Here is a 20,891-nt window from a genome sequence, read left to right on the forward strand (position 1 = left end):
CAGGGGCGCCGGCTCTGACCCTGGGTCCGATGACCGGTGGCCTCCGCTCCGGTGAACTGGACCAATGATCGAGTTCAGTCATGTCAGCAAGGTCTACAAGGGTGTGAAGGCACTCGACGAGGTGTCCTTCACCGTCGGGCCTGGCAGCATCACCGGTTTCCTCGGCCCCAACGGCGCGGGCAAGTCGACGGCCATGCGCGTCCTGGTCGGGCTCTGCCGCGCCACCTCGGGCTCGGCGACCGTGCTCGGCCGGCCGTACGCCGAACTGGACCGGCCTGGCTTCCAGGTCGGCACGCTGCTCGACGCGGCCGCGCAGCACCCGGGCCGCACCGGGCGGGAGATCCTGACCCTGGGCGCGATGACGCTCGGCCTGCCGAGGTCGCGGGTCGACGAAGTGCTCGACCTGGTCGGGCTGAGCGGCAAGGAGAGCAGGCGGACCGTCGGCGGCTACTCGCTCGGCATGCGGCAGCGTCTCGGCATCGGACACGCCCTCCTCGGCCGGCCCGCGGTGCTCGTCCTGGACGAACCCGCCAACGGGCTCGATCCCCAGGGCGTCCAGTGGATGCGCGGGCTCCTGCGCGGGCTGTCCGACGCGGGCTGCTCGGTACTGCTCAGCTCGCACCTGCTGCACGAGGTGGAGCGGGTCGCCGACCGGATCGTGATGATCGGCCGCGGCCGCGTCCTCGCCCAGGGCACCGTCGAGGAGCTCAGCAGGGGCCGCGGCCTCGAGCGGACCTTCCTCGACCTGACCGCCCACGCCGACCGGAGCGCGGCATGACGCGGCTGCTGGCGGTCGAGACCCGCAAGCTCTTCGACACGCGCAGCGGCAAGATCATGACGGCGATCCTGATCGCGCTGACCGTCGCGGCCATCACCGCGCGCGGCGTCGTCTCAGGTCCGCGGCTGCACACGCTGGTCGGCACCGCCGGCGTCGGATTCGGGACGCTGCTGCCCGTCCTCGGCATCCTCTCGGTGACCGGCGAATGGAGCCACCGGACCGCCCTGACCACGTTCGCGCTGGAACCGCGGCGATCGCGGGTGCTGGTGGCCAAGTGCCTGCCGCCGCTGGTCGCGGCGGTGGCCGCCGCACTGTTCGCGATGCTGGTCGCGGTGCCCGTGACGGCGGTCGTGGCCGCCGTTCAGGACGTCCCCGCCACCTGGGAGGTCGCGCCGCTCGCCCTGCTGGGCTGGACGGCGACGAACGTCCTCGTGGTCGGGATGGGGCTCGCCCTGGGCATGCTGCTCCTGAACGCGCCGGCCGCGATCGTGATCTGCCTGTCGGCCCCGTTCCTGGGAAGCGTCGTGGGAGGGCTCGGCCCCACCGGCGCCTTCGTGGCCGGATGGCTCGACCTGGGTCACGCCACCGCACCGCTGACGGCCGGTGACGTGAACGGCGGCGACGCCGCGCGGCTGGCCGTGTCGGCGCTCCTGTGGATCGTCGCCCCGATGACGGCCGGTGTGGTGCGCGTGATCCGCAAGGATGTGACGTGACCGCATGGCACCGGCGCCTCGGCCAGGTCAGCGGCGGCGGCCCGAGGCGCAGGTGACGCAGGCCGTGGCGGCGGGGAGGATCATCAGGCGCTCGACGGCGATGCGCCGTCCGCATGTCGCGCAGGTCCCGTAGGTGCCGTCGCGGAGCCTCTCGAAGGCGAGTTCCAGGTCGGCGAGGTGTGTCACGGCCTGGTCGAGCAGGGCCTGGACGTGGGCCCGCTCGAAGGCGGTGGACGTTCCCTCAGGGTCGTGCTCGTCGTCCGAGCCCGTCAGCGCCGACGATTCGACGATCTCGGCCCGGTCGCGGCCCAGCATGGCGATGCGGGCCGCGGTCTGCCGAAAGTCGGCGTCGAGCAGTTCTCGGATGGTCGCCTGCTCCGAAGGGGAAAGCGCGGCGTCCCGATGGCGTTCGGTCATCATGGCTCCCTCATCTTCCCCACCAGGCTATTCGCAGCTCCTTCACCAGGTCCCGGGAGATGCGATGACATCACGGCCGGCCCATCGGCTCCGGAGTCCTGCATTCATACGCACTCCGCAGAAATGCGAGAGAAATTCGCCTATGGCACCGCGTTCAGGAGAATCGATCGCTTGACAATCACGTTCCCGCCGGAAATGGTGAAATCGAGCATCCACGGACGACTCTGGGGGTAGCGCATTGAACGAGCAATGGGCGATCACCGACAGCCTCCGCGCCATAGACCAGAGAATCGCGAGGGAACAGAAAGGGGTTTTCTCCGAGGCCCTCATCCTGTTCGACCACGTGCTGGTGCACCGCACCCAGCCGTACAGCGGCTACGACGGCTACGAGGTGGCGGGCAAGAACCTGCACTACGCGCTCACCGACTCGAAGCCCGGCGTCCGTCACCCTCGCAGGCCCTACTACGTCTCCGACAAGGAGGCCAACGTCTCGCTGGCCGACTCCGAGGTGGTCAGCCTGGAACAGGCCTGGCGCTGGCTGAACGGCTGGAAGCGGGACCGGGCCCTGATGAGGGAACAGATCGTCCAGCAGCATCAGGCCTGGCGGAACAGCCGGGAGAGCGGAGCGTCGGACCTGCGGGCCCGCGAGTACGAGCGGCTGCGCTCCGGGCTGGATCCGCTGCCCCCGCAGATCTGGAGCCCGGCCCACGAGCGCGCATGGCAGGCCGACACCGACCGCTGGGAGGTGGCGGCGTACCAGGCGCTCCAGGCATGGGACAGCCATCCCTATTCGGTGACCGTCATTCTGGTCGGCAATATCGGCCCCTGCGACGGATGCAAGGCCCGGTTAAAGGTTTTCCTTTACGAACTCAGCGGGGAATTGTTCCCCAAGGCATTCGTCATGACGAAGGCCGTCTACACGGGCGACCGGTGCAAACGCGGAGCGCGCGGCACCACCGACCGTCTGGACACGGAATACGGATATCCGGACCACGCGGAACAGCAGGAATTTCGGTTGGACGGCCAAACCTTCTGGCACCCGTGGGTCCGCGTGGTGACCCCGTGGCCGGTGCAGCAGTAAGGCAGCTTCCCCCCAGACGATCTCCGCCGGCGGCCCGTTTACCGGGCTCGTTCAGGCGGCGGCCTCCTTCCACGCGGTCTGGAGGTGGGTCCGCCGGTCGTGCTGGTGGCGTTGCGCCCAGCGCACGGCGAAGGGTGCCGCCAGGCCGGTCAGGGCGAACAGTGCTCCCACGACGTACCAGCCAGGACGGCCCCAGGTGATGCACAGCGCGATGAGCAGGCCCGGCCCGAAAGCCTCGGCCAGCCCGGCGCCCAAGCCGAACACGCCCAGGTACTGGCCGGTGGCGTGCTCCGGAGCGAGGGCGAAGGACACCTCGAAGCCCCCGGCGGAGTGCCACAGCTCACCGACCGCATGAACCACCACGGCGGTCATGAGCAGCGTCGCCGCGGCCCACGTCGGCATCCCCGCGGACAGCGATATCAGCGAGCAGGCGATGAGGAAGGCCACGCCCGCTCGTCGGTAGGCGATGCCACCGGCCGCGGGGGAATCGACGGAGCGGCTGGCCCGTACCTGGAACACGATGACGATGACGGTGTTGACGAGCATGGTGCCCGAGACGAGCCAGTGCGGGGCGGTGGTGGCCACGACCAGCCAGAGCGGGATGGCCACCGTGAGCACCTTGAACTGGATGGCCATGATGCCGTCGAGGGCGGTGAGCAGAAGGTAGGGCCGGTCCCGTAGGGCGAGCCGGCGAGGGCCGTGGGCGACGGGCGCCGGCGGCGTCGACGGCAGGAGGACGAGGATCGCCGCCGACGCCGCGAAGGCGATCGCGTTGCCGATGACGAGGAGCTGGTAGGCGGTGAGGGTGCCGACCTGGACGGCCCAGCCCGCCAGCAACGCGCCGAGGGAGATGCCCACGTTGGTCATGGCGCGGAGGTAGGCACGGAACTCCTGCGGCCTGTCCCCTCCGTAGTGCCTGATGAGCGGACTGCGCGCGGCGAGTCCTGCCGCCTTCGCCCCGGTCGCCACGCACACCGCGACGACGAACGGCCAGAAGCTGTCCGCCAGCACGAAGCCGGCCGTCGCCAGCGCCTGGACGAGCAGGGTGGTCGCGTAGATGCCGCGTGCTCCGCGCCTGTCCGCGAGATGGCCGACGGCGATGCCCATGACCAGCGAGACGAACCCGGCGATGGCGAGTCCGAGCCCTACCTGGTGCGCGGGAAGGTGGACGGCCTGGGTGAAGTACAGCACCCCGGCGGTCAGGTAGAGGCCGCTGCCGACGGTGTAGACGAAGTTCGAGGCGGCGATGACGCGCTGCGGTCCGGCAGCAGGCATCAGGTGGGGCATGAGATGGCTCCGCGTCCTGGGCAGGCGGTACGTGCCGGACCAGCTTGTTGCAAATTAATCGCAATAGCAAGTCTCTTGCGACTAATCGGCCCCTTCGCCCCGGTGGCGCCCGACTAGACCTCCCTCGCGAGCAACTCCTTGAGCGCGTCGTCGATGAACTTCGTGTCCACCGGGTTGAGTCCCCCTCCGGCGAAGTGCCCCCACGAGCCGGGAATGATCCGCAGCTCCGCGTGGGGCATGTGGGTGACCTCCCACTCGTTGTCCTCAGGCGGGAAGTAGAGATCCTGCTGTCCCGGCATCACGATCGCCGGCGCGCGGATCGCGGCGAGTGCCTCCTCGACGCCGGCGAATCCCGGTGTCTTGCCGATGTCGGCGTTCTGCCAGGTCCACAGCATGGTGAGGAGGTTGTTCGCGTCGCGCCTGATGAACAGCCCCTCCCAGAAGCCGACGAGGAAGTCCTCCAGGGAGCCGTAGCGGAGCGGCTCGCGCTCGTAGAGCTTCTCCCGGTAGAACTGCTGGCAGAAGCCCCAGCCGGCGTAGACACGGGCCATCGCCCGCAGTCCCGTCCCCGGCTGCTCGCGGTACCAGCCGTTGTTCCACCCCGCGTCGGCGGTGAGCGCGGCCTTGACGCCCTCGAGGAAGACGATGTTGTGAACGCTGGTCTTCGCCGAGCCGCAGAAGGGGAGTATCCGCCGGACCATCTCGGGGTGGCTGAGCGCCCACTGGTAGGTCTGTCCGGCCCCCATCGACCAGCCTGTGACGAGTTCCAGCCGCTCGATGCCGAACCGCTCGGTGATGAGACGGTGCTGCGCCCGGACGTTGTCGTACATCGTCACGTTCGGGAACCGTGGCCCGTCGTGCGGCGGCGGGGTGTTGCTCGGCGACGACGACAGGCCGTTGCCGAACATGTTGGGGATGACGATGAAGTATCTCGACGGATCGAGCGCCATGCCCTCGCCGATGAGCCATTCGTTGTCATGGTGCTGGCCCGAGTACCACGTCGGATAGACGATCGCGTTGCTCTTGTCAGCGTTGAGCTCGCCGTACGTCTTGTAAGCCAGCTTGGCGTCGCGCAGCGTGGCGCCGCTTTGCAGCTGGATGTCGCCCTGTTCGAAGAGGTCGTAGTCCATCGAGGTCTCCTTGCCGATCGCCGATCCCGGCACCCCGCTCCTCCGGCCGCAGTTTCACAGTAATCCGACGTCAGAGCGTCAAGGAGAGCAGGGTGACGATGACCGTGGCCGGCGCGTCGCCCCCGCGTCGTGGATCGCAGGCGCCTCACGGTGCGCGTCCACTCTCACGTGATCCGCGCGAGGTCACGTGCTCTTGAGGAAGGCGCGCACCTCGTCGCTCTCGGGGACGCCGAGCTCCTCGTAGAGCCGCAGGGCCAGGCGTCCGTGCTCGCGCGCCCGGTCGTCCTGTCCGAGGCGCAGGTGGGCCCTGGCCAGGCCGTCGTGCGCGCGGGCCTGCTCGGGCCTGTTGCGGGCCGTACCGGCGAGGGAGAGCGCCGTGGCGTGCTCGTCGATCGCCCGCGCCGAGTCGCCCAGCGACAGGGCCGCCTCGCCCAGCCCGTTGAAGGCCGAGGCTTCGTCGCTGCTGTTGCCCATGGCCCGATACAGCTCCCCCGCCGCGCGATGGCGGGTCATCGCCTCCTCGGCCTTGCCCTGGTGCAGGAGGGCCGAGCCGAGGTGGTTGAGCACGCGGGCCTCGCCCAGCGGGTTGCCTTCCTTCCGGTGCAGGGCCAGCGCCAGGTCGAGATGGCGCCGTGCCTCGTCGTGGCGGCCCAGCTGGTCGAGGATCATGCCGAGGTCGGCGAGGACGAACCCCTCCGTCGACCAGTCGCCGGCGATCCTGGTGAGGTCGAGCGCCTGCTTGAGGTACCGCTCGGCCTTCTCGCTCTCGCGGCGGCGCCAGGCCACGTTGCCGAGCGCGTTGAGCGCGAGCACCCTCTCATCCGTCTCCTCGCAGACCGTGAGGGCCTGGTGGGCGAAGGTCTCGGACTGCTCGTAGTCGCCGCGACGCCAGTAGGTCCAGGCGAGGTCGGCGAGCGCGCGGCCCTCCGGCATGGCGCGCTCCTTGAGCGCGCGGCTTCTCTGCAACGCGGTGGTGTGCAGGGTCACGGCGTCATCGTGGTGGGCCTGACGGTCGAGATAGGGGCGCAGCGCGACGGCGAGGTGGCTGATGCACACGTTGGGCCCGTGGACCACGGTCGAGATGATGTTGGAGCGCTCGGCGTCGAGCCAGCCGATGGCCTCCGCCGTACCGCTGATGGGTTCCACGGGCGTGATCGGGGCCGGCATGTGCGGCCGGTCAGGGACGCTGTGGGGGAACAGCTGCTTGACCGCCGAGCGGGACCGGTGCAGGTAGTGCACCAGCAGGCGCATGAGGGCGAGGTCGTCTTCGGCGAGGGAGCGGGCGTGTTCGCGCAGCAGGTCGTGGAGGGTGTAGCGGCCGGGCTCGCGCTGCAGGAGCATGTGCGCGTCCAGGAGGCTCTCCAGCAGGTCCTCGGCCTCGAACACGGAGACGTCGGCGAGGGCCGCCGCGGCGTGCGGCTCGATGTCCCGGCCGGGGGCCAGCCCGAGCAGCCGGAACATCCGCTGCTCCGCCGTACCGAGCTGCTCGTAGGAGACCGTGAACGCCGCCGCGACGCTCCGCTCGGACGTCGCGAGCTCGGCGAGCCGCCGACGCTCGTCGTGCAGGCGCCCGGCCAGGTAGGACACCGTCCACCGGGGCCGGTGCTGCAGCCGCGCCGCGGAGATCCGGATGGCGAGCGGGAGGTACCCGCACAGCTCCAGCACCTCGCGTACGGCCTCCGGCTCGTCGGCGGCCCGCTCGCCCACGATGCTCCCGAACAGCGCTGCGGCGTCATCGGACGGCAGCACCTCCACAGACAGCGCGTGGGCACCGTCCAGGCCGATCAGCCGCCGCCTGCTGGTGATCAGCAAGAGGCTGTCGGAGACACCGGGGAGCAGTCGACGCACGTGCTCGCCGTCGGCCGCGTTGTCGAGGACGGCGATGATGCGGCGCTGCGCCAGCTCGGCACGCCACAGTGCGCTCCGCTCGGACTCTGTCGTCGGGATGTCGGTCAGGCCGAGCTGCCGCAGCAGGACCTCGAGCGCTGCGGCCGCCGGGAGCGGATCCTGACCCCCGGTGTGCGCCCGCAGATCGATGAAGAGCTGGCCGTCCGGGAAGCGGTCGGCCAGGCGGTGGGCGGCGTGGACGGCGAGCGTGGTCTTGCCGATGCCGGCCATGCCGTCGATCGTCACGATCGTGTTCCGGTGCTCCGCGACCAGCCGCTCCAGTTCGGTGGTACGGCCGGCGAAGTCGGGAATGTCGTAGGGCAGGAAGTTCGACCGGACCTTGTCCTTGGTCTTGAGCGTGGGAGCGTCGGCGAGGACCGCCCGCTCCAGCTCGACGAAGGCGTGGCCGGGATCGAGGCCCTGCTCCTCGGCGAGAGCCGTACGGTAGGACCGGGCCGCGGCGAGGGCGTCGGCCTGCCGCCCTGAGCGGTGCAGGGCCAGGACCAGCTGGCCCACGAGCCGTTCCCGCAGCGGCCGGGCCGCCACGTGGCCGGCCAGCTCGTCGAGCACCTGGCTGTGGTGGCCCGCCTCGAGTTCGGCCTCCATGAGGCGCTCGACCGCGGTCAGCCGCCGGTCGTCCAGCAGCGCACGGGCGCCCTGCGCATAGCCTGCGTGCACGTCGGCCAGGGCGTCGCCGTTCCACAGCCCCAGCGCGTCCCGGAACCGGCCCGCCGTGACCTGTTCGGCGAAGTCCTGGACGTCAAGCTGGCCGGGCTCGGGGAGCGCGACGTAGCCGCCCGGCCGCGTTTCGAGAATGTGGTCGGCGCCGACGCCGCGGAGCGTCCTGCGCAGGGCGGTGATCGCGGCGTGGATCTGCGACCGGGCGGTGTCGGGCTGGTCGTATCCCCACATGGCGTCGATCAGCTTCTCCATGCTGATCACCCGACCGGCGTTGAGCAGCAGGTAGGCGAGCACCGCGCGATGACGCGGGGCGATGCCTGGCACCACGTCGCCGTCGGCGATCACCTGCACAGGACCCAGGATCGTGAAGCGCGTCCCCACCTGTCGCCTTCCCATCGTCGACGCATCGCGGATCTATCAACCAGGGCATCCATCCTCGTCCTTGTCAGCAAGAAGCGCGTCCGAGGAGCGAGAACGATGCAAGCACGGATGAAGAACCCCGCCACCATCATCCCGGCCGCCATGCAGCCTATCCAGGGCCTCATCCAGGCCGTCCAGTCGCAGGGCGTTCCCGAGGAGCTCCTGGACCTGGTGCACCTGCGGGTCAGCCAGATCAACGGCTGCAGCTTCTGCGTGGACAGCGGCCTGAAGAAGCTCAGGAAGCTGGGCGAGAGCGACGAGCGGATCGGCCTGGTGTCCGCCTGGCGCGAGGCGCCGTACTACACCGACGCGGAGCGCGCCGCCCTGGAACTGGCCGAGGCCGCCACCCGGCTGGCCGACCGTGCCGACGCGGTGCCCGACGAGGTCTGGGACGCGGCCGCCGACCACTTTGACGAGCAGCAGCTCGCCTCGATCCTCCTGATGATCGCTACGACCAACCTGTTCAACCGCCTCAACGCCCCCATCCGGCAGATCGCCGGCACCTGGTGAAGGAGTCCCCCATGTCTGTCGTTCGATCCCACACCTACTCGGTCGATCCCGCTGACCTCGAGGAGTTCCTGGCCCGCCGGGCCTCGCTGATCGGCACCGTCCGCGATACGCATCCGGGGCTGACGATGACCCTGCTGGTCAAGCTGGACGACGGCACGTACAGCGACACCTGGCACTGGGAGAGCGGTGCGCAGATGGGCGCCGCGCTCGCCGCCATCCCCACCTTCGCGGAGGCCCCGCCGACCATGGCGCTCACCAAGGACGCGACGGCGCAGAACGGTCAGGTCGTCGACGAACGCTGACTCCCCGGGCCGGCACGTACTGCTCGACCGCCTTCGAGCAGTACGTGGATGCCGCGGTCATCGGCCAGGATGGTCAGCCGTGTCCATGGAACTCGCCGGTGCTGTCCGCTCGGGCCGGGAGGAGCAGGGCGGTGATGACCACCACCACCGACAGCACCGCGCCGATGATGAAGGCCAGCTGCATGCCGCCCAGGTTGGCGAGCGCCTCCGTGGCCCCCTCGGATCTCAGGGCATCGGCTCGCGCGCTCATCACGGTGATCACGAGCGCGGTGCCGATCGCCGCGGCGACCTGCTGCAGCGTGCTCAGGATCGAGCTGCCATGGGAGTAGAGCGGGGGCGGAACCGCTCCGAGCCCGAGGGTGAACACCGGGGTGAAGGTCGCGGCAAGACTCACCATCAGCAGCGCGTGCAGACCGAGGAGCTGCCAGAACGGCATGGTCATCGTGACCTGGGTGAAGCCGGCGAGCGCGAGCATGATGCCGATGGCGCCGGGGATGACCAGAACCCGGCCGCCGAACCGGTCGAACAGGCGGCCGACGGTCGGGCCGAGCAGCCCCATCGCGAGGCCACCAGGCATCACGAGGAGTCCGGTCTGCAAGGGGCTGAGCGCGCGGACGTTCTGCAGGTACAGCGGCAGCAGGATCATCGAGCCGAGCATCGCCATGAAGGACACCGACATCATGATCAGCGCGACCGTGTAGGTGCGGTGACGCAGGGTACGCAGGTCCATCAGCGGCACGCCGCGCTTCTGCAACCGCAGCTGGCGGATGACGAAGACGGCGATGGTGACCAGGCCGGCCGCCACGAACCCGGCGGCCACGCGGACGTCACCGCCCTCGAACCGGCTGAGCCCGTAGACCAGGCCGCCGAAGCCGGCGGCTGCGGTCACCACGCTCAACCAGTCGATGGTGCTGAACCGGGGCTCTCCGACGTTCTTGAGCTGCTTCAGACCGCGCCATGTGATCAGGCCGGCGATGGGGAGGACCACGGCGAACAGCAGGCGCCAGGACCCGAGCTGGAGGATCAGCCCCGAGACCGTCGGGCCCATCGCGGGCGCGACCGAGATGGCCAGGGTGACGTTGCCCATCACCTTGCCCCGGTCCGACTCGGGCACCACCTGCATCAGCGTGGTCATCAGCAGCGGCATCATCACGGCCGTCCCTGACGCCTGGATGATGCGAGCGCCCAGCAGCACCTCGAACGACGGCGCGGCACCGGCCAACGCCGTGCCGATCAGGAACAAGCCCATCGCGGTGGTGTAGGCGCGGCGGGTGGACACCCGCTGCAGGAACCATCCGGTGATCGGGATGACAGCGGCCATGGTCAGCATGAAGGCGGTCGAGAGCCACTGCGCGGTCTGCTCGGTGATCTGCAGCGCCCCCATGAGGCTCGGGATCGCGTTGATCATGATCGTCTCGTTGAGGATGACCACGAACGTGGCGAGCACCAGCAGCCGGATCACGGCCGGGGTGCGACCCGAAACGGCGGTCGCGTTTTTGGCGGGTGAGTCGAGCTGTGGGGTGGACACGGCACCTCAATCGGGGTCGTCGGACATGACAGGTCATGGCTGGCGTCTCAAGTCTGACCGGCACCACCGACAAAACTCATCGCCCGGGCACCACCCTGCGGCAAGTGGAGCGAAATGTCACCCGGTTTTCACCGGCGGCGGACGACGATCTCCAGCTCGCGAAAGCGCCGACGTCGCGCCCGACCTGGGCGAACACCCCGTGCCCCGAGGGCTGGGCCACCACGGCGGCGAGCACCACGAACCGGGAAGGGCCGACGACACCCTGACCTCGCCGAGCCACGCTACAACAAGGCCGTCCCGAAGAATCCGCTGCCGCACGCCCGCCTTGCTTCGGCAGGCGCGCCCTTTCACGTCGTCGCGGCCCGCCTCGGCTGATCGCTTCCCCTCGGCTGGGAACCGACATCCACCTGGCCCTGTCGTCGACGTCGCGGCTGATCGTCCATGCGATCCAGCTCGGCGCGGAGAAGCGGTACGACCCTGAGACCCACCCCCGTGACAAGCGCCACGCGCCCATGTGGCTGACCGCCCTGGCCGCGATCCTCGTGCTCGGCCCTCTGGAGTACGGCACGCTGGACCTGATCGCGACGTGACGGGAGACACCCTGTCAACAGGATCCGGAGATTGTCTCCCTGACAGCGGGGCTTCGAGAGCACCGAATATCGGCACCACCTCCGGCCCCGGTGACACGAACGCGGTCTGCGCGGACGGACCGGGGCTCTACAGCAGTGTCCCCGCCTACGCGGGCTGGATCCGGCTAGCGCCTGCCGTACAGGGCCATTCTGCTGATCATCGCGTCGGCGGCGAGGTGGTAGCAGGTCGTCAGGCAGCCCAGCACCTCCGTGGGCGTGGCGAAGGTGGCGGCGAGCGTCTTGTCGGTGATCCTCCGCACGCCCGGGACCAGCGCGCCCAGTTCGGCCGCGGGCGTGCTCGGCATGTCGATCTCGAGCTCCAGCACCTCGGGCAGCTCCAGCGGCGCCAGCTCACCGGCCCCGCGCACCGCCTCCGCCGCCGCCTCCCTGATCAGCCTCCTGGCCTCGGCCGGCGAGAGGCTGTCCGCGGCGGTGTGCCCATGCGCGACCTTGACGGCGACCGTCCGCACGCCGGGGAAGACCTTCTCCGCGACGCCGCAGATGACGTCGTCACCGGTGAGCAACCCCACAGGGACGCCGACCGCGGCCGCCTGCAGTGCGTTGACCTCCGCCTCCGACACCGGTACGCCGTTGAGCCGCACCCCGAGGAAGTGCGAGGAGAAGGTGTGGGCCAGCACGCCCGGCGAGCCGGCCGCGGCGTGGTAACCGAGGAACATGGCCACGTCGTGCTCGGCCGAGACGCCCTCGGCCATGCAGTCCAGCTTGGGCGAGCCGAAGATCAGCCTGGCCCGCGGGTCGAGTTCCTCGTGCAGCAGGTTGTCCATGGTGCCGTGGCTGTCGTTGACCAGGACACTGTCGGCCCCGGCCGCGAACGCGCCGTCGATGGCGGCGTTGGCCTCGGCGGTCATCAGCCGCTGCGATCGCGGATAGCCGTGGCCGCCGCGGACGACCTGGTCCATGGTGGCGATGCCCGCCACGCCCTCCATGTCGATGGAGATGTAAACCTTTGCCATCGTCACAGGCTTTCACTCGGGTGTACGGCGGGCTTTGTCGCCAGGGCCGAAGCTTCGCCCCGGTCTTGGGCGTCCCGTACAGCGGCGGGAATCACGAAAGCGGCGCCGACGGCGAGCAGGCCGAGCGCCGCGGACAGCAGGTAGGTGTCGACGAAGCCGCGCTCGGTGGGCACTCCACCCACCGCGCCGGCCGCCAGCACCATGGCGCCGAGCTGTGCCCCGAACGTGCCGCCGACGCTCTTGGCGACGAAGACCACGCCGCTGACCCCGGCCGCGCGGTCGGCGGGCACGTCGGTGGCGACGACGTTGAGCCCGGCGGTCAGGCCGATGGAGCCGCCCAGCCCCATGACGGTCACCCCGGCCACGATCTGCCACGGGGAGGAGTGCCACAGGGCGAGCATGGCGGTGCCGGCGCAGACGAGCACGCTGCCGAGCACCAGCACGGTACGCCGCCCGAGCAGCCTGGTCATCGGCCCGACCAGCGGCGCGACCACGGTGCCCGCAACGCCCATCGGGAACATGTAGATCCCGATCCACAGGGTGTCGGCGCCCAGGCCGTACCCGGTCTCGACGGGCATGGCCAGCATCATCGGCAGGGCGACCACGAGCCCGAAGGAGGCGAAGCCGAACAGGACCCCCATCGCCGTCACCCCTGCCGGGGTGCGCCCGGCCAGCAGCCGCAGGTCCACCAGCGGGTCGGGGATGCGCAGCTCGATGACGGCCCACAGGCCCAGCGTCAGTACGGCGGCCGCGAACAGGGCGAGGGTGGTGAGAGCCGTCCAGCCCCAGCTGGAGGCGGCGGTCAGGCCCAGCATGAGCAGGGCGAGCCCGCCGCCCAGCAGCAGCCCGCCCGCCCAGTCGACGCGCCCCGCGGCCGCGCGGGGCGTGGCCGGCACGGCGTACCAGGCCCAGAGCCCGGCCACCGCCGCACCGGCCACGGCCAGCAGGAACAGCCAGCGGTAGCCGAGCGCCGCGCTGATCGGCCCGGCCAGGATGAGGCCGAGCGCGCTGGCCAGAGCGGCGACGCCGATGACCAGGCCGTTGCCTGTGGCGGCCCGTTCGGGTTCGAGGGTGTCGCGGAACAACCCCACGGTCAGGGGCAGCATGCCCAGCCAGACGCCCTCCACCGCCATGCCCACGATCAGCACGGTGACGTTGGGCGCCAGGGCGGCGAGGAGGACTCCGGCGGTGCTGATCGCCATGAGCGCGAGCAGCAACCGCCGCTTGTCGTACATGTCAGCCAGGCGGCCGACGATCGGGGTACTGATCGCCGAACTGATCAGCGAGCCGGTGAAGATCCAGGCGAGCGCGCCCGGCGAGGCCGCCAGGTCCCGCTGGATGAGCGGGAGCGCCGGCGAGAGCGTCATCTCCATCGACTGGAGGACGCCGATGAACAACACCGGCGCGCCGATGATGCCGAATCCGGATCTGGACATGGTTGTGCCTTTCGGGGTGGGGTGACGTGTGGCCGCGCGGTCCCCCCGAACCCTCGGCCGTGATCTAGGCCGGGCCGAGCACCCTCGGCGTGATCAGAGCCTGGGCGGTCTCGACGAAGAACTCCTCGCCGGCGTCGTGGGCGCCGAGCACGACGCCCTGGCCGAGCCCGGACAGCAGGGCCTTCAGCGCGCGGGCCAGGCGGAGCGCCTGATCGTCCGTGACGGTGGCCCCGCCGTGCTCGCGACCCGAGAACAGCGCGGCGAGCTCGACCTCGGTCGACCTGATCGAGGCCTTGAGCTTGCCGAGCAGCTCCGGATCGTTGAGCACGAGGTCGAGGACGCGCGTCTCGAACAGAAGCTTCCCTGCGGCCTGCGGGTCGGCCGACATGCGCAGGAACCGGCGGGCGACCTCCGCCACGACCTCCTCCAAGCGCACGCCGAACTCGGCGGCCTCCGCCGAGCGCAGGTTCAGCGGCCCGGTGTAGTCGTCGACCACGGCGACCATCAGGTCGTTCTTGCCGCCGAACAGCGAGTAGATCGCGCCGGTGGTCAGGCCGGCCAGCTCGGCGATGTCCTCCAGCTTCGCCTTGGAGCCGTCCCGGCCGACGATCTCGCGCGCCGCCTCGATCAGCGCGCGCTTGTTGGCCGCCTTGCTTTCCGCTCTGGTCAGCCGCATGACATCTCCTGCATGCCGTAAAGATAATCTGATTTACTAGAATAATCCAGATTACCAGGAGGCCAGAAGATGGACGTCGCCCACCACATGAGCCGCGTGCCCGACTACACCGCCTTCCCCACCGTCGACCAGATGCACGCCGAGCTCGACGACCTCGCCGCCGCCCACCCCGAGCTGGTACGGCTGCGCCGCATCGGCACCTCGCGCCTGGGCGAGCCGCTGCGCGTGGCGACCATCGGCTCCGGCCCCCACGACGCCGTGATCATCGGAGGCCCCCACCCCAACGAGCCCATCGGCGCGCTCACCGTCAGCACGCTGCTGCGCCGGCTCGTCGAAGACACCGCGCTGCGCGAGGACTTCGGCTACCGCTGGCACCTCATCCCCTGCGTCGACCCCGACGGCGCCCGCCTCAACGAGGGCTGGTACACCCGGCCGAGCGACCGCCGCGCCTACGCCGAGCACTTCTACCGCCCCGCCGAGGCCGACCAGGTCGAATGGACCTTCCCGCTGACCGGCGAGGACTACTTCTTCGACCGCACCCTGCCCGAGACCGAGGCGCTGATGCGGCTGATGGACGAGGTCGAACCCGCCTTCGTCTACTCCCTGCACAACGGCGAGCTCCAGGGCGCGTTCTACTACCTCAGCAAGGACGACCCCGCGCTCGCCGCCCGCCTGGTCGACGTCGCGACCGCCGAGGGCCTGCCCCTGCACATGGGCCCGCCCGAGGTGCCGAGCGCCGTCCCGATCGGCCCCGCCGCCTACATGACCCCCAGGGGTGCCAAGCTCGCCGCCACCTACGGCATCGGCGGCGGCAGCGTCGACTACGCCGACCGCTTCAACGCCCTGCACCTGGTCACCGAACTGCCCTACTGGGCCGACCCCCGCGTCGCCGACCAGACCCCCACCGACCAGCCGTACGGCGACGCGATCCAGGCCAACCTCGCCGCGCAACGCGCCCTGATCGCCGAACTGGCGCGATCCCTCGCCTCCGTCAGAGCCGATCTGACCGTCCACTCCCCCTTCCGCCGCGCTCTGGAGGACTTCGTCGACTCCCACGACGAGTTCATCGGCGAGTGGGACGACTTCCCCGGCACCGACCGGCCGGCCACCGTGGCCGAGGTGGTCGGCAACCGGCAGCTCGTGCACAGCATCCGGCTGAGGTACTGCGGCACCTACCTGCGCATGCTGGACGCCGAGCTCGGCGCGGGCAACCAGACGCCCGCCATCCGGGCCGAACGGGCCCGGCTCGGGGCACGCTTCGACGAGTGGTTCGCCGAGGCCGAAGCCGAGGCGGAGGGCACGCCGATCCCGCTCCGCTCCCTGGTCGCCGTGCAGCTGGGCGCGGCCCTGCTCGCGGCGGAGTCCGCCAAGCGGGCAGCTCTCTCCTGACCCCTGACGTCCGACACCGGGGTCCGTTCGCTGCGGTTGCGCCGGGCGTCCCGCCATGGACCATGGGTGAGGCGTCTCCCTGGCCTGCGAGAGCCACGGTTTTCGCAGGTCAGGGTGTACCCGCGGACGGCAGGGCGGTGGTGCCTGCCGGTAGCGCCTGGAGTCGCGCGGCCGATGCGCGCCGGACGTGATCCGCCTGGGGCCGGCCACTCCGCGATAGATCCCGTCGTGTCTGGGTAGCGGGACGACTGTCGCAGCAGCAGACGGGAGTCGCACATGAGCACCATGGTGGGCAACTGGAAAATGGCGATCACCGACGGGTGTATGCCCGGCGACCAGCTCAGCCTGTTCAACATCAGCTCCGCCACCGCCCACGTCGAGCTGACGTTCTGCGCCGAGGGCGGGCAGCCGCTGGGGCCGTTCCGCCTGATCGTTCCCGCGCAACGCACACAGTCTCCGACCCTGGAGGACCTGGTCGATTCCGACTCTCCGCCTCCGAGCCTGCCGTACTCCGTCGTGGTGGTGTCGGACACCCCCGTGCTCGTGCAGGCCCACCCTGCGGCCCAGGACGCGCCGAAGTGGCGGCGACCGGCGGCCTGAGTCGCCCGCGTCATCGACTCCAATCGATGCGCCTCGAAGGCAGCTCGTCAGGTAGCTCGTCAGGCGGTCGTCGCCAGCGTGGCGACGCCCGGCCCGTCAAGCTCGTCCAGCGCCGCCCGTCGCCCGGAGACGGCCAGGAGCAGGGAAAGCGCGGTTCCGCTCACGTCCGGACCGTCTCCGATCGACAGGTCGGCGTCCGCCGCCGACAGCCGGATACGGGCCATCAGCTCCTTGGCTCCGCCGAAGGCGGCTGGGGTACGAGCCTGCAGGTGGAGTGATCGGACGACGGCCTCCTGCACGTAGGCGTGAGTGAGACCCAAAGGCCGACGGATGTCCTCACCGTGGAGGACCTCCTCGACGAGCCGGCTGTCGAGGGGCGCCGGAGGGGTCGACCTCCGCGGCGCCACCCGACGAAGCCGCTCCAACGTCTCCTGCGGTGAGGCACCGCGCTCCCGCTCCACACCGCGTGCGTTCTGCCGGTCGAAGTCGAACCCCGCCCGGACGAGGCCGACCACGAAACCGAGGCGCGTCGTCCGAGCCGTGTCGACCAGATGGGCGACCACGTCGTGCACGGTCCACCCTTCACAAAGCGACGGCTTCCCCCACTGCTCGTCATCGAGGTGCGTGAGGTCGTCGATCAGCGCCGCTCGCTCCGCGTGCACCATCGACCAGACGTCATCCTTCACGGCTTCTCCTTCGCTCGCCCACGGTGTCTGCCAGGTGAGACTCGCGGCAGGACGGGAACTCATCGCTCCGTGAGCGGAATCATCGATACGAGCCGGTCGCCTGAATGACGGCTCAATCGAACATGCCGAAATTGGATCTCCCGACGGAGCCGTTTCATCCCCTAGGGTCATGCCGCTCAGCACGATCAACCGCCAGGAGCCGATAACGATGTCCTATCCGCCGCCGCGATACTTGAAGGATCACGGGATCGTCAGCGCAACCTACCGGTCGGCCGACGCACCACCGGACCTCACGATCGGAGTCAAATCCCAGGTCGGCTATCTGGCGACCGGGGCGAGCACCGACGGTCAATTCGGTCTCTACCGCTGGGACATGGCCGCGATTCCGAACGGCCCCGGCGCCCACTTTCACAAGACCATTTCCGAGTCGTTCTTCGTCCTGGAGGGCACCGTCTCTCTGTATAACGGCGAGCGATGGCTGGACGCGACACCGGGCGATTTCCTGTACGTGCCGCCGGGCGGGATCCACGCCTTCAGCAACAATTCCGATGCGCCTGCTTCCATGCTGGTGCTGTTCACGCCGGGGGCGCCCAGGGAGGCGTACTTCCAGGAACTCGCGGAAATCGTCGCTTCCGGCCGCCGGCTCACCGACGAGGAGTGGACCGAGCTGTACGCCGAGCACGACCAGTACGCCGCACCGTGAACCAGGCGTGGCAGCCGCGTCTCAAGGCCTGGACGGCCCCGGCGACATCGGCGCGACCGCCCACGTTGCCTGCGTCACCGGCTTCTCATCGCGATCAGCAGGGAGCGGCTTTGGTGAGGACGTGCCGTCCCACTCCACGGCCGTCCGGGCCACGGCGTCGTAGAAGGTCTCGGTGCAGTTGCTGAAGCCGGAGACCAAGCACAGGCCGTCGTAGAGCTTCGAGACGGGCACCCACCCCTCGTCGATCCAGAACCCCGGCCAGGCCAGGACGAGGTCAGGGGGAACCACGGCACGCAGGCACGGAAAGCGCGGAAACCAGAAGGCACCGTCGATCATGCACCCTCTGACTCGACCGGTAACGTGCCGACGAACCCGCCCATAGGGGGTGTTTTTCAACATAAGTACTATCCGTGACATGAGGTCAGGAAACGGCACGGCCGCGTGAGAACAGCCAAGGCGGTCGTCGCCCTGACCGTGCTGGCGTTCTCCGTCAGCTACCTGCTCCCGGCGCTGACAGCATGGCCGCGAGGCCTGCTCGCGGCCATGGCCATGACGCTGATGCTGGTCGTGCGGCGCTGGACGATCCTCGGGGAGGCCGGGCTCGCCCTCCTTCTGGTGTTCGGGTTCGGTGCCGCTCCCGGGCTGCTGGGGCTGGTCGCCGGGTCGCTGCTGCTGCGGGCGCGAGCCTGGGTGGCCGTGCCGGGGGCGCTCGCGGTGGTGGCGGGAGCGAGCCTGGCGACACCGGGTGCAGGCGCCTCGTCCACGCTGGGCACGGCGATCAGCACGGCGCTCACCTCGCTGGTCGTCTACGGCCTGACGCGCATGGCCGACCAGGTGGGGCGCGTCAGCTCGGCGCGCACCGCGCTGGCCGTCGCGGCCGTCTCCAGGGAGCGGCTGCGCATCGCCGACGACCTGGAGTCCTCCGTCGGCCGGGGCCTGGAGGCGATCGCCACCGGCGTCCGGCAGCGGGCTGAGCCGGCGCTGCTGCTGGAACGTGCGCGAGAGGTGCTCACGGAGACCCGGTCGGTATCGGTGGACTACCGCTCGCTGTCGCTGGACGCCGAACTGACCGCCGCGCGCGCCGTACTGGAGGCGGCCGGGGTGAAGGTGCGGGTGACGGCGGGGCACGCCGAGCCGCTCGGGCCGCCCGGCGCTCTGCTCGCCTTGGTGCTCAGGGAGGCGGTCACGAACCTTCTCCAGTACGGCAGAGCCAAGCAGTGCACGATCGAGACGGGACAGGTCTGGGTCAGGGTCACCCACGACGGCCTCCGCACTCCGGAGACCGCGCTCTCCCTGGCCGAGCGGGTGCGCACGGCAGGCGGCCGGTTCGCGGCGGACCTCACCCCCGAGGGCCTGCTGCGGGTGGAGGCGGAGCTGCCCGCCGGCATCCCGCGCGATCCAGGGCACGGCCCTGCCCACCTGTTGGCGGTGTCGGTGCTGGTCGCCGTCCTGGCCGGGCTGTGCGCGCGCCCCCTGCTGTACTTCGGCGGTGATGTGGCGGTGGCTGCGCTGCTCGGAGTGAGCGCGCTGCTGCAGGTGCACCACTCCCGCCTGGTGCGCCCGCCCGCCTGGGGCCTGACGCTGGCATTACAGGCCGTCGTCACGTACGCGCCGTTCCTCTGGTACGGCAGAGCCTGGCTGGCGCTGCCCGGCCTGCTGGGCGCCTCGGCGCTGTTGCTCCTGCCCGCCCCGCTGTCCTGGGCGGCGCTGGCGCTGGTCACCGGATCGGTGACGGTCATCGGCTCCCTGGCCGGCCTCGCGCATGGCGAGCTGGTCAACTGGACGCTCACCACGCCGATCACCGCCCTGGTCGTCTACGGCCTGGGCCGGTTGGCGCAGCTCGTGGCGGAGCTGGAGCGGGCCCGTGAGGAGCTGGCACGGGACGCGGTGCTCAGGGAACGGCTGCGGGCCTCGCGCGACCTGCACGACCTGCTGGGCCACAACCTGGCGGGCATCCTGCTCAAGCTGGAGCTTGCCGGACGACTGCCCGAGCAGGCCGGCGCCCACCTGACAGACGTCGAGGTCATGCTCGAACGCGCCAGGGCCGACCTGCTGGCCGCCTCGGGCCACCGGCACGAGCTGTCGCTCGAGCAGGAGGCGGCGAACGCCCGCGAGCTGTTGCGGGCGGCGGGCATCGAGGTGGAGCTCACCTTCGAAGAGGTGCCAGGACCGGCGCAGTCGCTGGTCGCCGTGGTCCTGCGCGAGGCGGTCACGAACATCCTGCGCCACAGCCGAGCACGCCACGCCACGATCGTGATCACCGCGGAGCCGAGCCTGAGCGTGGTCAACGACGGCGTGCCGCATGCCGTACCGGGAAGGGTGGGAGCGGGGCTGGGGAACCTGCGGACCCGGGTGGAGGAGGCCGGCGGAACCTTCAGCGCCGGCAGCGAGGACGGCCGGTTCCGCTTGACCGCCGCGCTAGATCCAGCCCGACTCCTGGGCGATGCGCACGGCGTCGACCCGGTTGCGGGCGTCGAGCTTGGTGGCGATGGCGCTCAGGTAGTTGCGGACCGTCCGCGCCGATAGGTGGAGGTGGGCGCCGATCTCGTCGGCCCCCGCACCCTCGGCCGCCATGCGCAGCACCTCCGCCTCCCGAGGGGTGAGCGGGTTGCCCGGCAGTTCCCACGCGGCCACGGCCAGCTTGGGATCCAGCACGCGCTCGCCCGCGTGCACGGCCCGGATGGCTGCCGCCAGTTCGGCGGGCGTGGCCGTCTTCAGCAGGTAGCCGGACACCTGGGCCTCCAGCGCCCTGCGGAGCCCGCCCGGCTTGCCGTACCCCGTGAGCATGAGGACCGCGCAGTCCGGCACCCGCTCTTTCAACACGGCCGCGGCGGTGAGCCCGTCGATGCCGGGCAGCTCCACGTCGAGGACGGCCACGTCGGGGCGGTGCTCCACGGCCGCGGGCACGATGGTGTCGCCGGAGCCCACCTGGGCCACGACGGTCATGTCCGGCTCCAGCCCCAGGAGGGTCGCCAGGGCGCCTCTGACGACGTCCATGTCCTCGGCGAGCAGGATGCGAATCATGGCGAAATGTCTACCTTGTGATGAAGTCACGGTCCAATCG

General features: G+C 70.3%; 20 protein-coding genes. 9 read left to right on the top strand and 11 right to left on the bottom strand.

Features of this window, described 5'->3' with window-relative positions; all coding sequences use genetic code 11:
* The first annotated feature begins 64 nt into the window (after positions 1–64).
* Together ACFSKW_RS25570 and ACFSKW_RS25575 are read left to right on the top strand one after the other, a co-directional pair.
* Positions 65–778 carry an ABC transporter ATP-binding protein gene (locus ACFSKW_RS25570; protein WP_379574950.1) on the top strand — a complete coding sequence of 238 codons (714 nt, stop codon included), beginning with the start codon at positions 65–67 and terminating at the stop codon, positions 776–778.
* The gene (locus ACFSKW_RS25575; RefSeq protein ID WP_379574952.1) at positions 775–1,491 is read left to right on the top strand and encodes an ABC transporter permease; all 717 of its coding nucleotides are present in this window, start codon (positions 775–777) and stop codon (positions 1,489–1,491) included. Before ACFSKW_RS25570 ends, ACFSKW_RS25575 begins: the two co-directional genes overlap by 4 nt.
* A gap of 27 nt (positions 1,492–1,518) precedes the next feature.
* Here the strand turns inward: ACFSKW_RS25575 and ACFSKW_RS25580 are convergent, their stop codons facing one another.
* Positions 1,519–1,908, bottom strand: a complete 390-nt coding sequence (locus ACFSKW_RS25580) for a TraR/DksA family transcriptional regulator (protein WP_379574953.1) — start codon at positions 1,906–1,908, stop codon at positions 1,519–1,521.
* A gap of 238 nt (positions 1,909–2,146) precedes the next feature.
* On the opposite strand from ACFSKW_RS25580, the gene ACFSKW_RS25585 reads away from it, so the two are divergent.
* Positions 2,147–2,989: a hypothetical protein gene (locus ACFSKW_RS25585; protein WP_379574954.1), complete on the top strand. Its 843-nt coding sequence runs from the start codon at positions 2,147–2,149 to the stop codon at positions 2,987–2,989.
* A 51-nt stretch (positions 2,990–3,040) separates the two neighbouring features.
* On the opposite strand, the gene ACFSKW_RS25590 is transcribed toward ACFSKW_RS25585, so the two are convergent.
* The 3 genes from ACFSKW_RS25590 to ACFSKW_RS25600 form a co-directional block, all read right to left on the bottom strand.
* The gene (locus ACFSKW_RS25590; protein ID WP_379574956.1) at positions 3,041–4,276 is read right to left on the bottom strand and encodes an MFS transporter; all 1,236 of its coding nucleotides are present in this window, start codon (positions 4,274–4,276) and stop codon (positions 3,041–3,043) included.
* Positions 4,277–4,389: 113 nt separating this feature from the next.
* On the bottom strand, positions 4,390–5,406 hold the full coding sequence (locus ACFSKW_RS25595; RefSeq protein WP_379574957.1) for an alpha/beta fold hydrolase: 1,017 nt from the start codon (positions 5,404–5,406) through the stop codon (positions 4,390–4,392).
* Between the two features lie 183 nt (positions 5,407–5,589).
* Positions 5,590–8,355 carry an AfsR/SARP family transcriptional regulator gene (locus tag ACFSKW_RS25600; RefSeq protein ID WP_379574958.1) on the bottom strand — a complete coding sequence of 922 codons (2,766 nt, stop codon included), beginning with the start codon at positions 8,353–8,355 and terminating at the stop codon, positions 5,590–5,592.
* 96 nt (positions 8,356–8,451) lie between these two features.
* Between ACFSKW_RS25600 and ACFSKW_RS25605 the strand changes: the two genes are divergently transcribed.
* Both ACFSKW_RS25605 and ACFSKW_RS25610 read left to right on the top strand, forming a co-directional pair.
* Positions 8,452–8,904 carry a carboxymuconolactone decarboxylase family protein gene (locus tag ACFSKW_RS25605; protein WP_379574960.1) on the top strand — a complete coding sequence of 151 codons (453 nt, stop codon included), beginning with the start codon at positions 8,452–8,454 and terminating at the stop codon, positions 8,902–8,904.
* Between the two features lie 11 nt (positions 8,905–8,915).
* Entirely contained in the window at positions 8,916–9,206 is a 291-nt protein-coding gene (locus ACFSKW_RS25610; protein ID WP_379574962.1) for a hypothetical protein, read from the top strand.
* A gap of 73 nt (positions 9,207–9,279) precedes the next feature.
* Here ACFSKW_RS25610 and ACFSKW_RS25615 read toward each other — a convergent pair whose 3' ends face one another.
* The 4 genes from ACFSKW_RS25615 to ACFSKW_RS25630 form a co-directional block, all read right to left on the bottom strand.
* The gene (locus ACFSKW_RS25615) at positions 9,280–10,734 is read right to left on the bottom strand and encodes an MDR family MFS transporter (protein WP_379574963.1); all 1,455 of its coding nucleotides are present in this window, start codon (positions 10,732–10,734) and stop codon (positions 9,280–9,282) included.
* Positions 10,735–11,488: 754 nt separating this feature from the next.
* Positions 11,489–12,337 carry a M55 family metallopeptidase gene (locus ACFSKW_RS25620; RefSeq protein ID WP_379574964.1) on the bottom strand — a complete coding sequence of 283 codons (849 nt, stop codon included), beginning with the start codon at positions 12,335–12,337 and terminating at the stop codon, positions 11,489–11,491.
* Positions 12,338–12,339: 2 nt separating this feature from the next.
* Positions 12,340–13,773 (bottom strand): MFS transporter, encoded by a 1,434-nt coding sequence (locus ACFSKW_RS25625; RefSeq protein ID WP_379574965.1) that lies wholly within the window; start codon positions 13,771–13,773, stop codon positions 12,340–12,342.
* A gap of 64 nt (positions 13,774–13,837) precedes the next feature.
* Positions 13,838–14,449 carry a TetR/AcrR family transcriptional regulator gene (locus ACFSKW_RS25630; protein WP_379574967.1) on the bottom strand — a complete coding sequence of 204 codons (612 nt, stop codon included), beginning with the start codon at positions 14,447–14,449 and terminating at the stop codon, positions 13,838–13,840.
* Positions 14,450–14,518: 69 nt separating this feature from the next.
* Between ACFSKW_RS25630 and ACFSKW_RS25635 the strand changes: the two genes are divergently transcribed.
* Positions 14,519–15,838 (top strand): M14 family zinc carboxypeptidase, encoded by a 1,320-nt coding sequence (locus ACFSKW_RS25635; RefSeq protein WP_379574968.1) that lies wholly within the window; start codon positions 14,519–14,521, stop codon positions 15,836–15,838.
* Between the two features lie 276 nt (positions 15,839–16,114).
* Entirely contained in the window at positions 16,115–16,438 is a 324-nt protein-coding gene (locus tag ACFSKW_RS25640) for a sensory rhodopsin transducer (protein ID WP_379574969.1), read from the top strand.
* Positions 16,439–16,497: 59 nt separating this feature from the next.
* On the opposite strand, the gene ACFSKW_RS25645 is transcribed toward ACFSKW_RS25640, so the two are convergent.
* On the bottom strand, positions 16,498–17,124 hold the full coding sequence (locus ACFSKW_RS25645) for a maleylpyruvate isomerase family mycothiol-dependent enzyme (protein WP_379574970.1): 627 nt from the start codon (positions 17,122–17,124) through the stop codon (positions 16,498–16,500).
* 169 nt (positions 17,125–17,293) lie between these two features.
* Here ACFSKW_RS25645 and ACFSKW_RS25650 point away from each other — a divergent pair, with 169 nt between their 5' ends.
* Positions 17,294–17,827, top strand: a complete 534-nt coding sequence (locus ACFSKW_RS25650; protein ID WP_379574971.1) for a cupin domain-containing protein — start codon at positions 17,294–17,296, stop codon at positions 17,825–17,827.
* Positions 17,828–17,848: 21 nt separating this feature from the next.
* On the opposite strand, the gene ACFSKW_RS25655 is transcribed toward ACFSKW_RS25650, so the two are convergent.
* Positions 17,849–18,163, bottom strand: coding sequence for a hypothetical protein (locus ACFSKW_RS25655; RefSeq protein ID WP_379574972.1), 315 nt, complete (start codon positions 18,161–18,163; stop codon positions 17,849–17,851).
* 105 nt (positions 18,164–18,268) lie between these two features.
* On the opposite strand from ACFSKW_RS25655, the gene ACFSKW_RS25660 reads away from it, so the two are divergent.
* Entirely contained in the window at positions 18,269–20,353 is a 2,085-nt protein-coding gene (locus ACFSKW_RS25660; protein ID WP_379574973.1) for a sensor histidine kinase, read from the top strand.
* On the opposite strand, the gene ACFSKW_RS25665 is transcribed toward ACFSKW_RS25660, so the two are convergent.
* Entirely contained in the window at positions 20,246–20,851 is a 606-nt protein-coding gene (locus ACFSKW_RS25665) for a response regulator transcription factor (protein WP_379574974.1), read from the bottom strand. The two genes, ACFSKW_RS25660 and ACFSKW_RS25665, sit on opposite strands and share 108 nt — an antisense overlap.
* Positions 20,852–20,891 lie beyond the last annotated feature (40 nt).

Origin of the sequence: Nonomuraea mangrovi, assembly GCF_042681425.1 — a bacterium.
Classification (GTDB): Bacteria; Actinomycetota; Actinomycetes; order Streptosporangiales; family Streptosporangiaceae; genus Nonomuraea; species Nonomuraea mangrovi.

Bases quoted from the DNA above. Each gene is read 5' to 3' on its own strand.
- ACFSKW_RS25575 (WP_379574952.1), top strand. From the start codon at position 775: ATGACGCGGCTGCTGGCGGTCGAGACCCGCAAGCTCTTCGACACGCGC.
- ACFSKW_RS25595 (WP_379574957.1), bottom strand. From the start codon at position 5,406: ATGGACTACGACCTCTTCGAACAGGGCGACATCCAGCTGCAAAGCGGC.
- ACFSKW_RS25655 (WP_379574972.1), bottom strand. From the start codon at position 18,163: ATGATCGACGGTGCCTTCTGGTTTCCGCGCTTTCCGTGCCTGCGTGCC.
- ACFSKW_RS25635 (WP_379574968.1), top strand. From the start codon at position 14,519: ATGGACGTCGCCCACCACATGAGCCGCGTGCCCGACTACACCGCCTTC.
- ACFSKW_RS25640 (WP_379574969.1), top strand. From the start codon at position 16,115: ATGAGCACCATGGTGGGCAACTGGAAAATGGCGATCACCGACGGGTGT.
- ACFSKW_RS25650 (WP_379574971.1), top strand. From the start codon at position 17,294: ATGCCGCTCAGCACGATCAACCGCCAGGAGCCGATAACGATGTCCTAT.
- ACFSKW_RS25625 (WP_379574965.1), bottom strand. From the start codon at position 13,773: ATGTCCAGATCCGGATTCGGCATCATCGGCGCGCCGGTGTTGTTCATC.
- ACFSKW_RS25610 (WP_379574962.1), top strand. From the start codon at position 8,916: ATGTCTGTCGTTCGATCCCACACCTACTCGGTCGATCCCGCTGACCTC.
- ACFSKW_RS25580 (WP_379574953.1), bottom strand. From the start codon at position 1,908: ATGACCGAACGCCATCGGGACGCCGCGCTTTCCCCTTCGGAGCAGGCG.
- ACFSKW_RS25630 (WP_379574967.1), bottom strand. From the start codon at position 14,449: ATGCGGCTGACCAGAGCGGAAAGCAAGGCGGCCAACAAGCGCGCGCTG.
- ACFSKW_RS25590 (WP_379574956.1), bottom strand. From the start codon at position 4,276: ATGCCCCACCTGATGCCTGCTGCCGGACCGCAGCGCGTCATCGCCGCC.
- ACFSKW_RS25665 (WP_379574974.1), bottom strand. From the start codon at position 20,851: ATGATTCGCATCCTGCTCGCCGAGGACATGGACGTCGTCAGAGGCGCC.
- ACFSKW_RS25570 (WP_379574950.1), top strand. From the start codon at position 65: ATGATCGAGTTCAGTCATGTCAGCAAGGTCTACAAGGGTGTGAAGGCA.
- ACFSKW_RS25605 (WP_379574960.1), top strand. From the start codon at position 8,452: ATGCAAGCACGGATGAAGAACCCCGCCACCATCATCCCGGCCGCCATG.
- ACFSKW_RS25620 (WP_379574964.1), bottom strand. From the start codon at position 12,337: ATGGCAAAGGTTTACATCTCCATCGACATGGAGGGCGTGGCGGGCATC.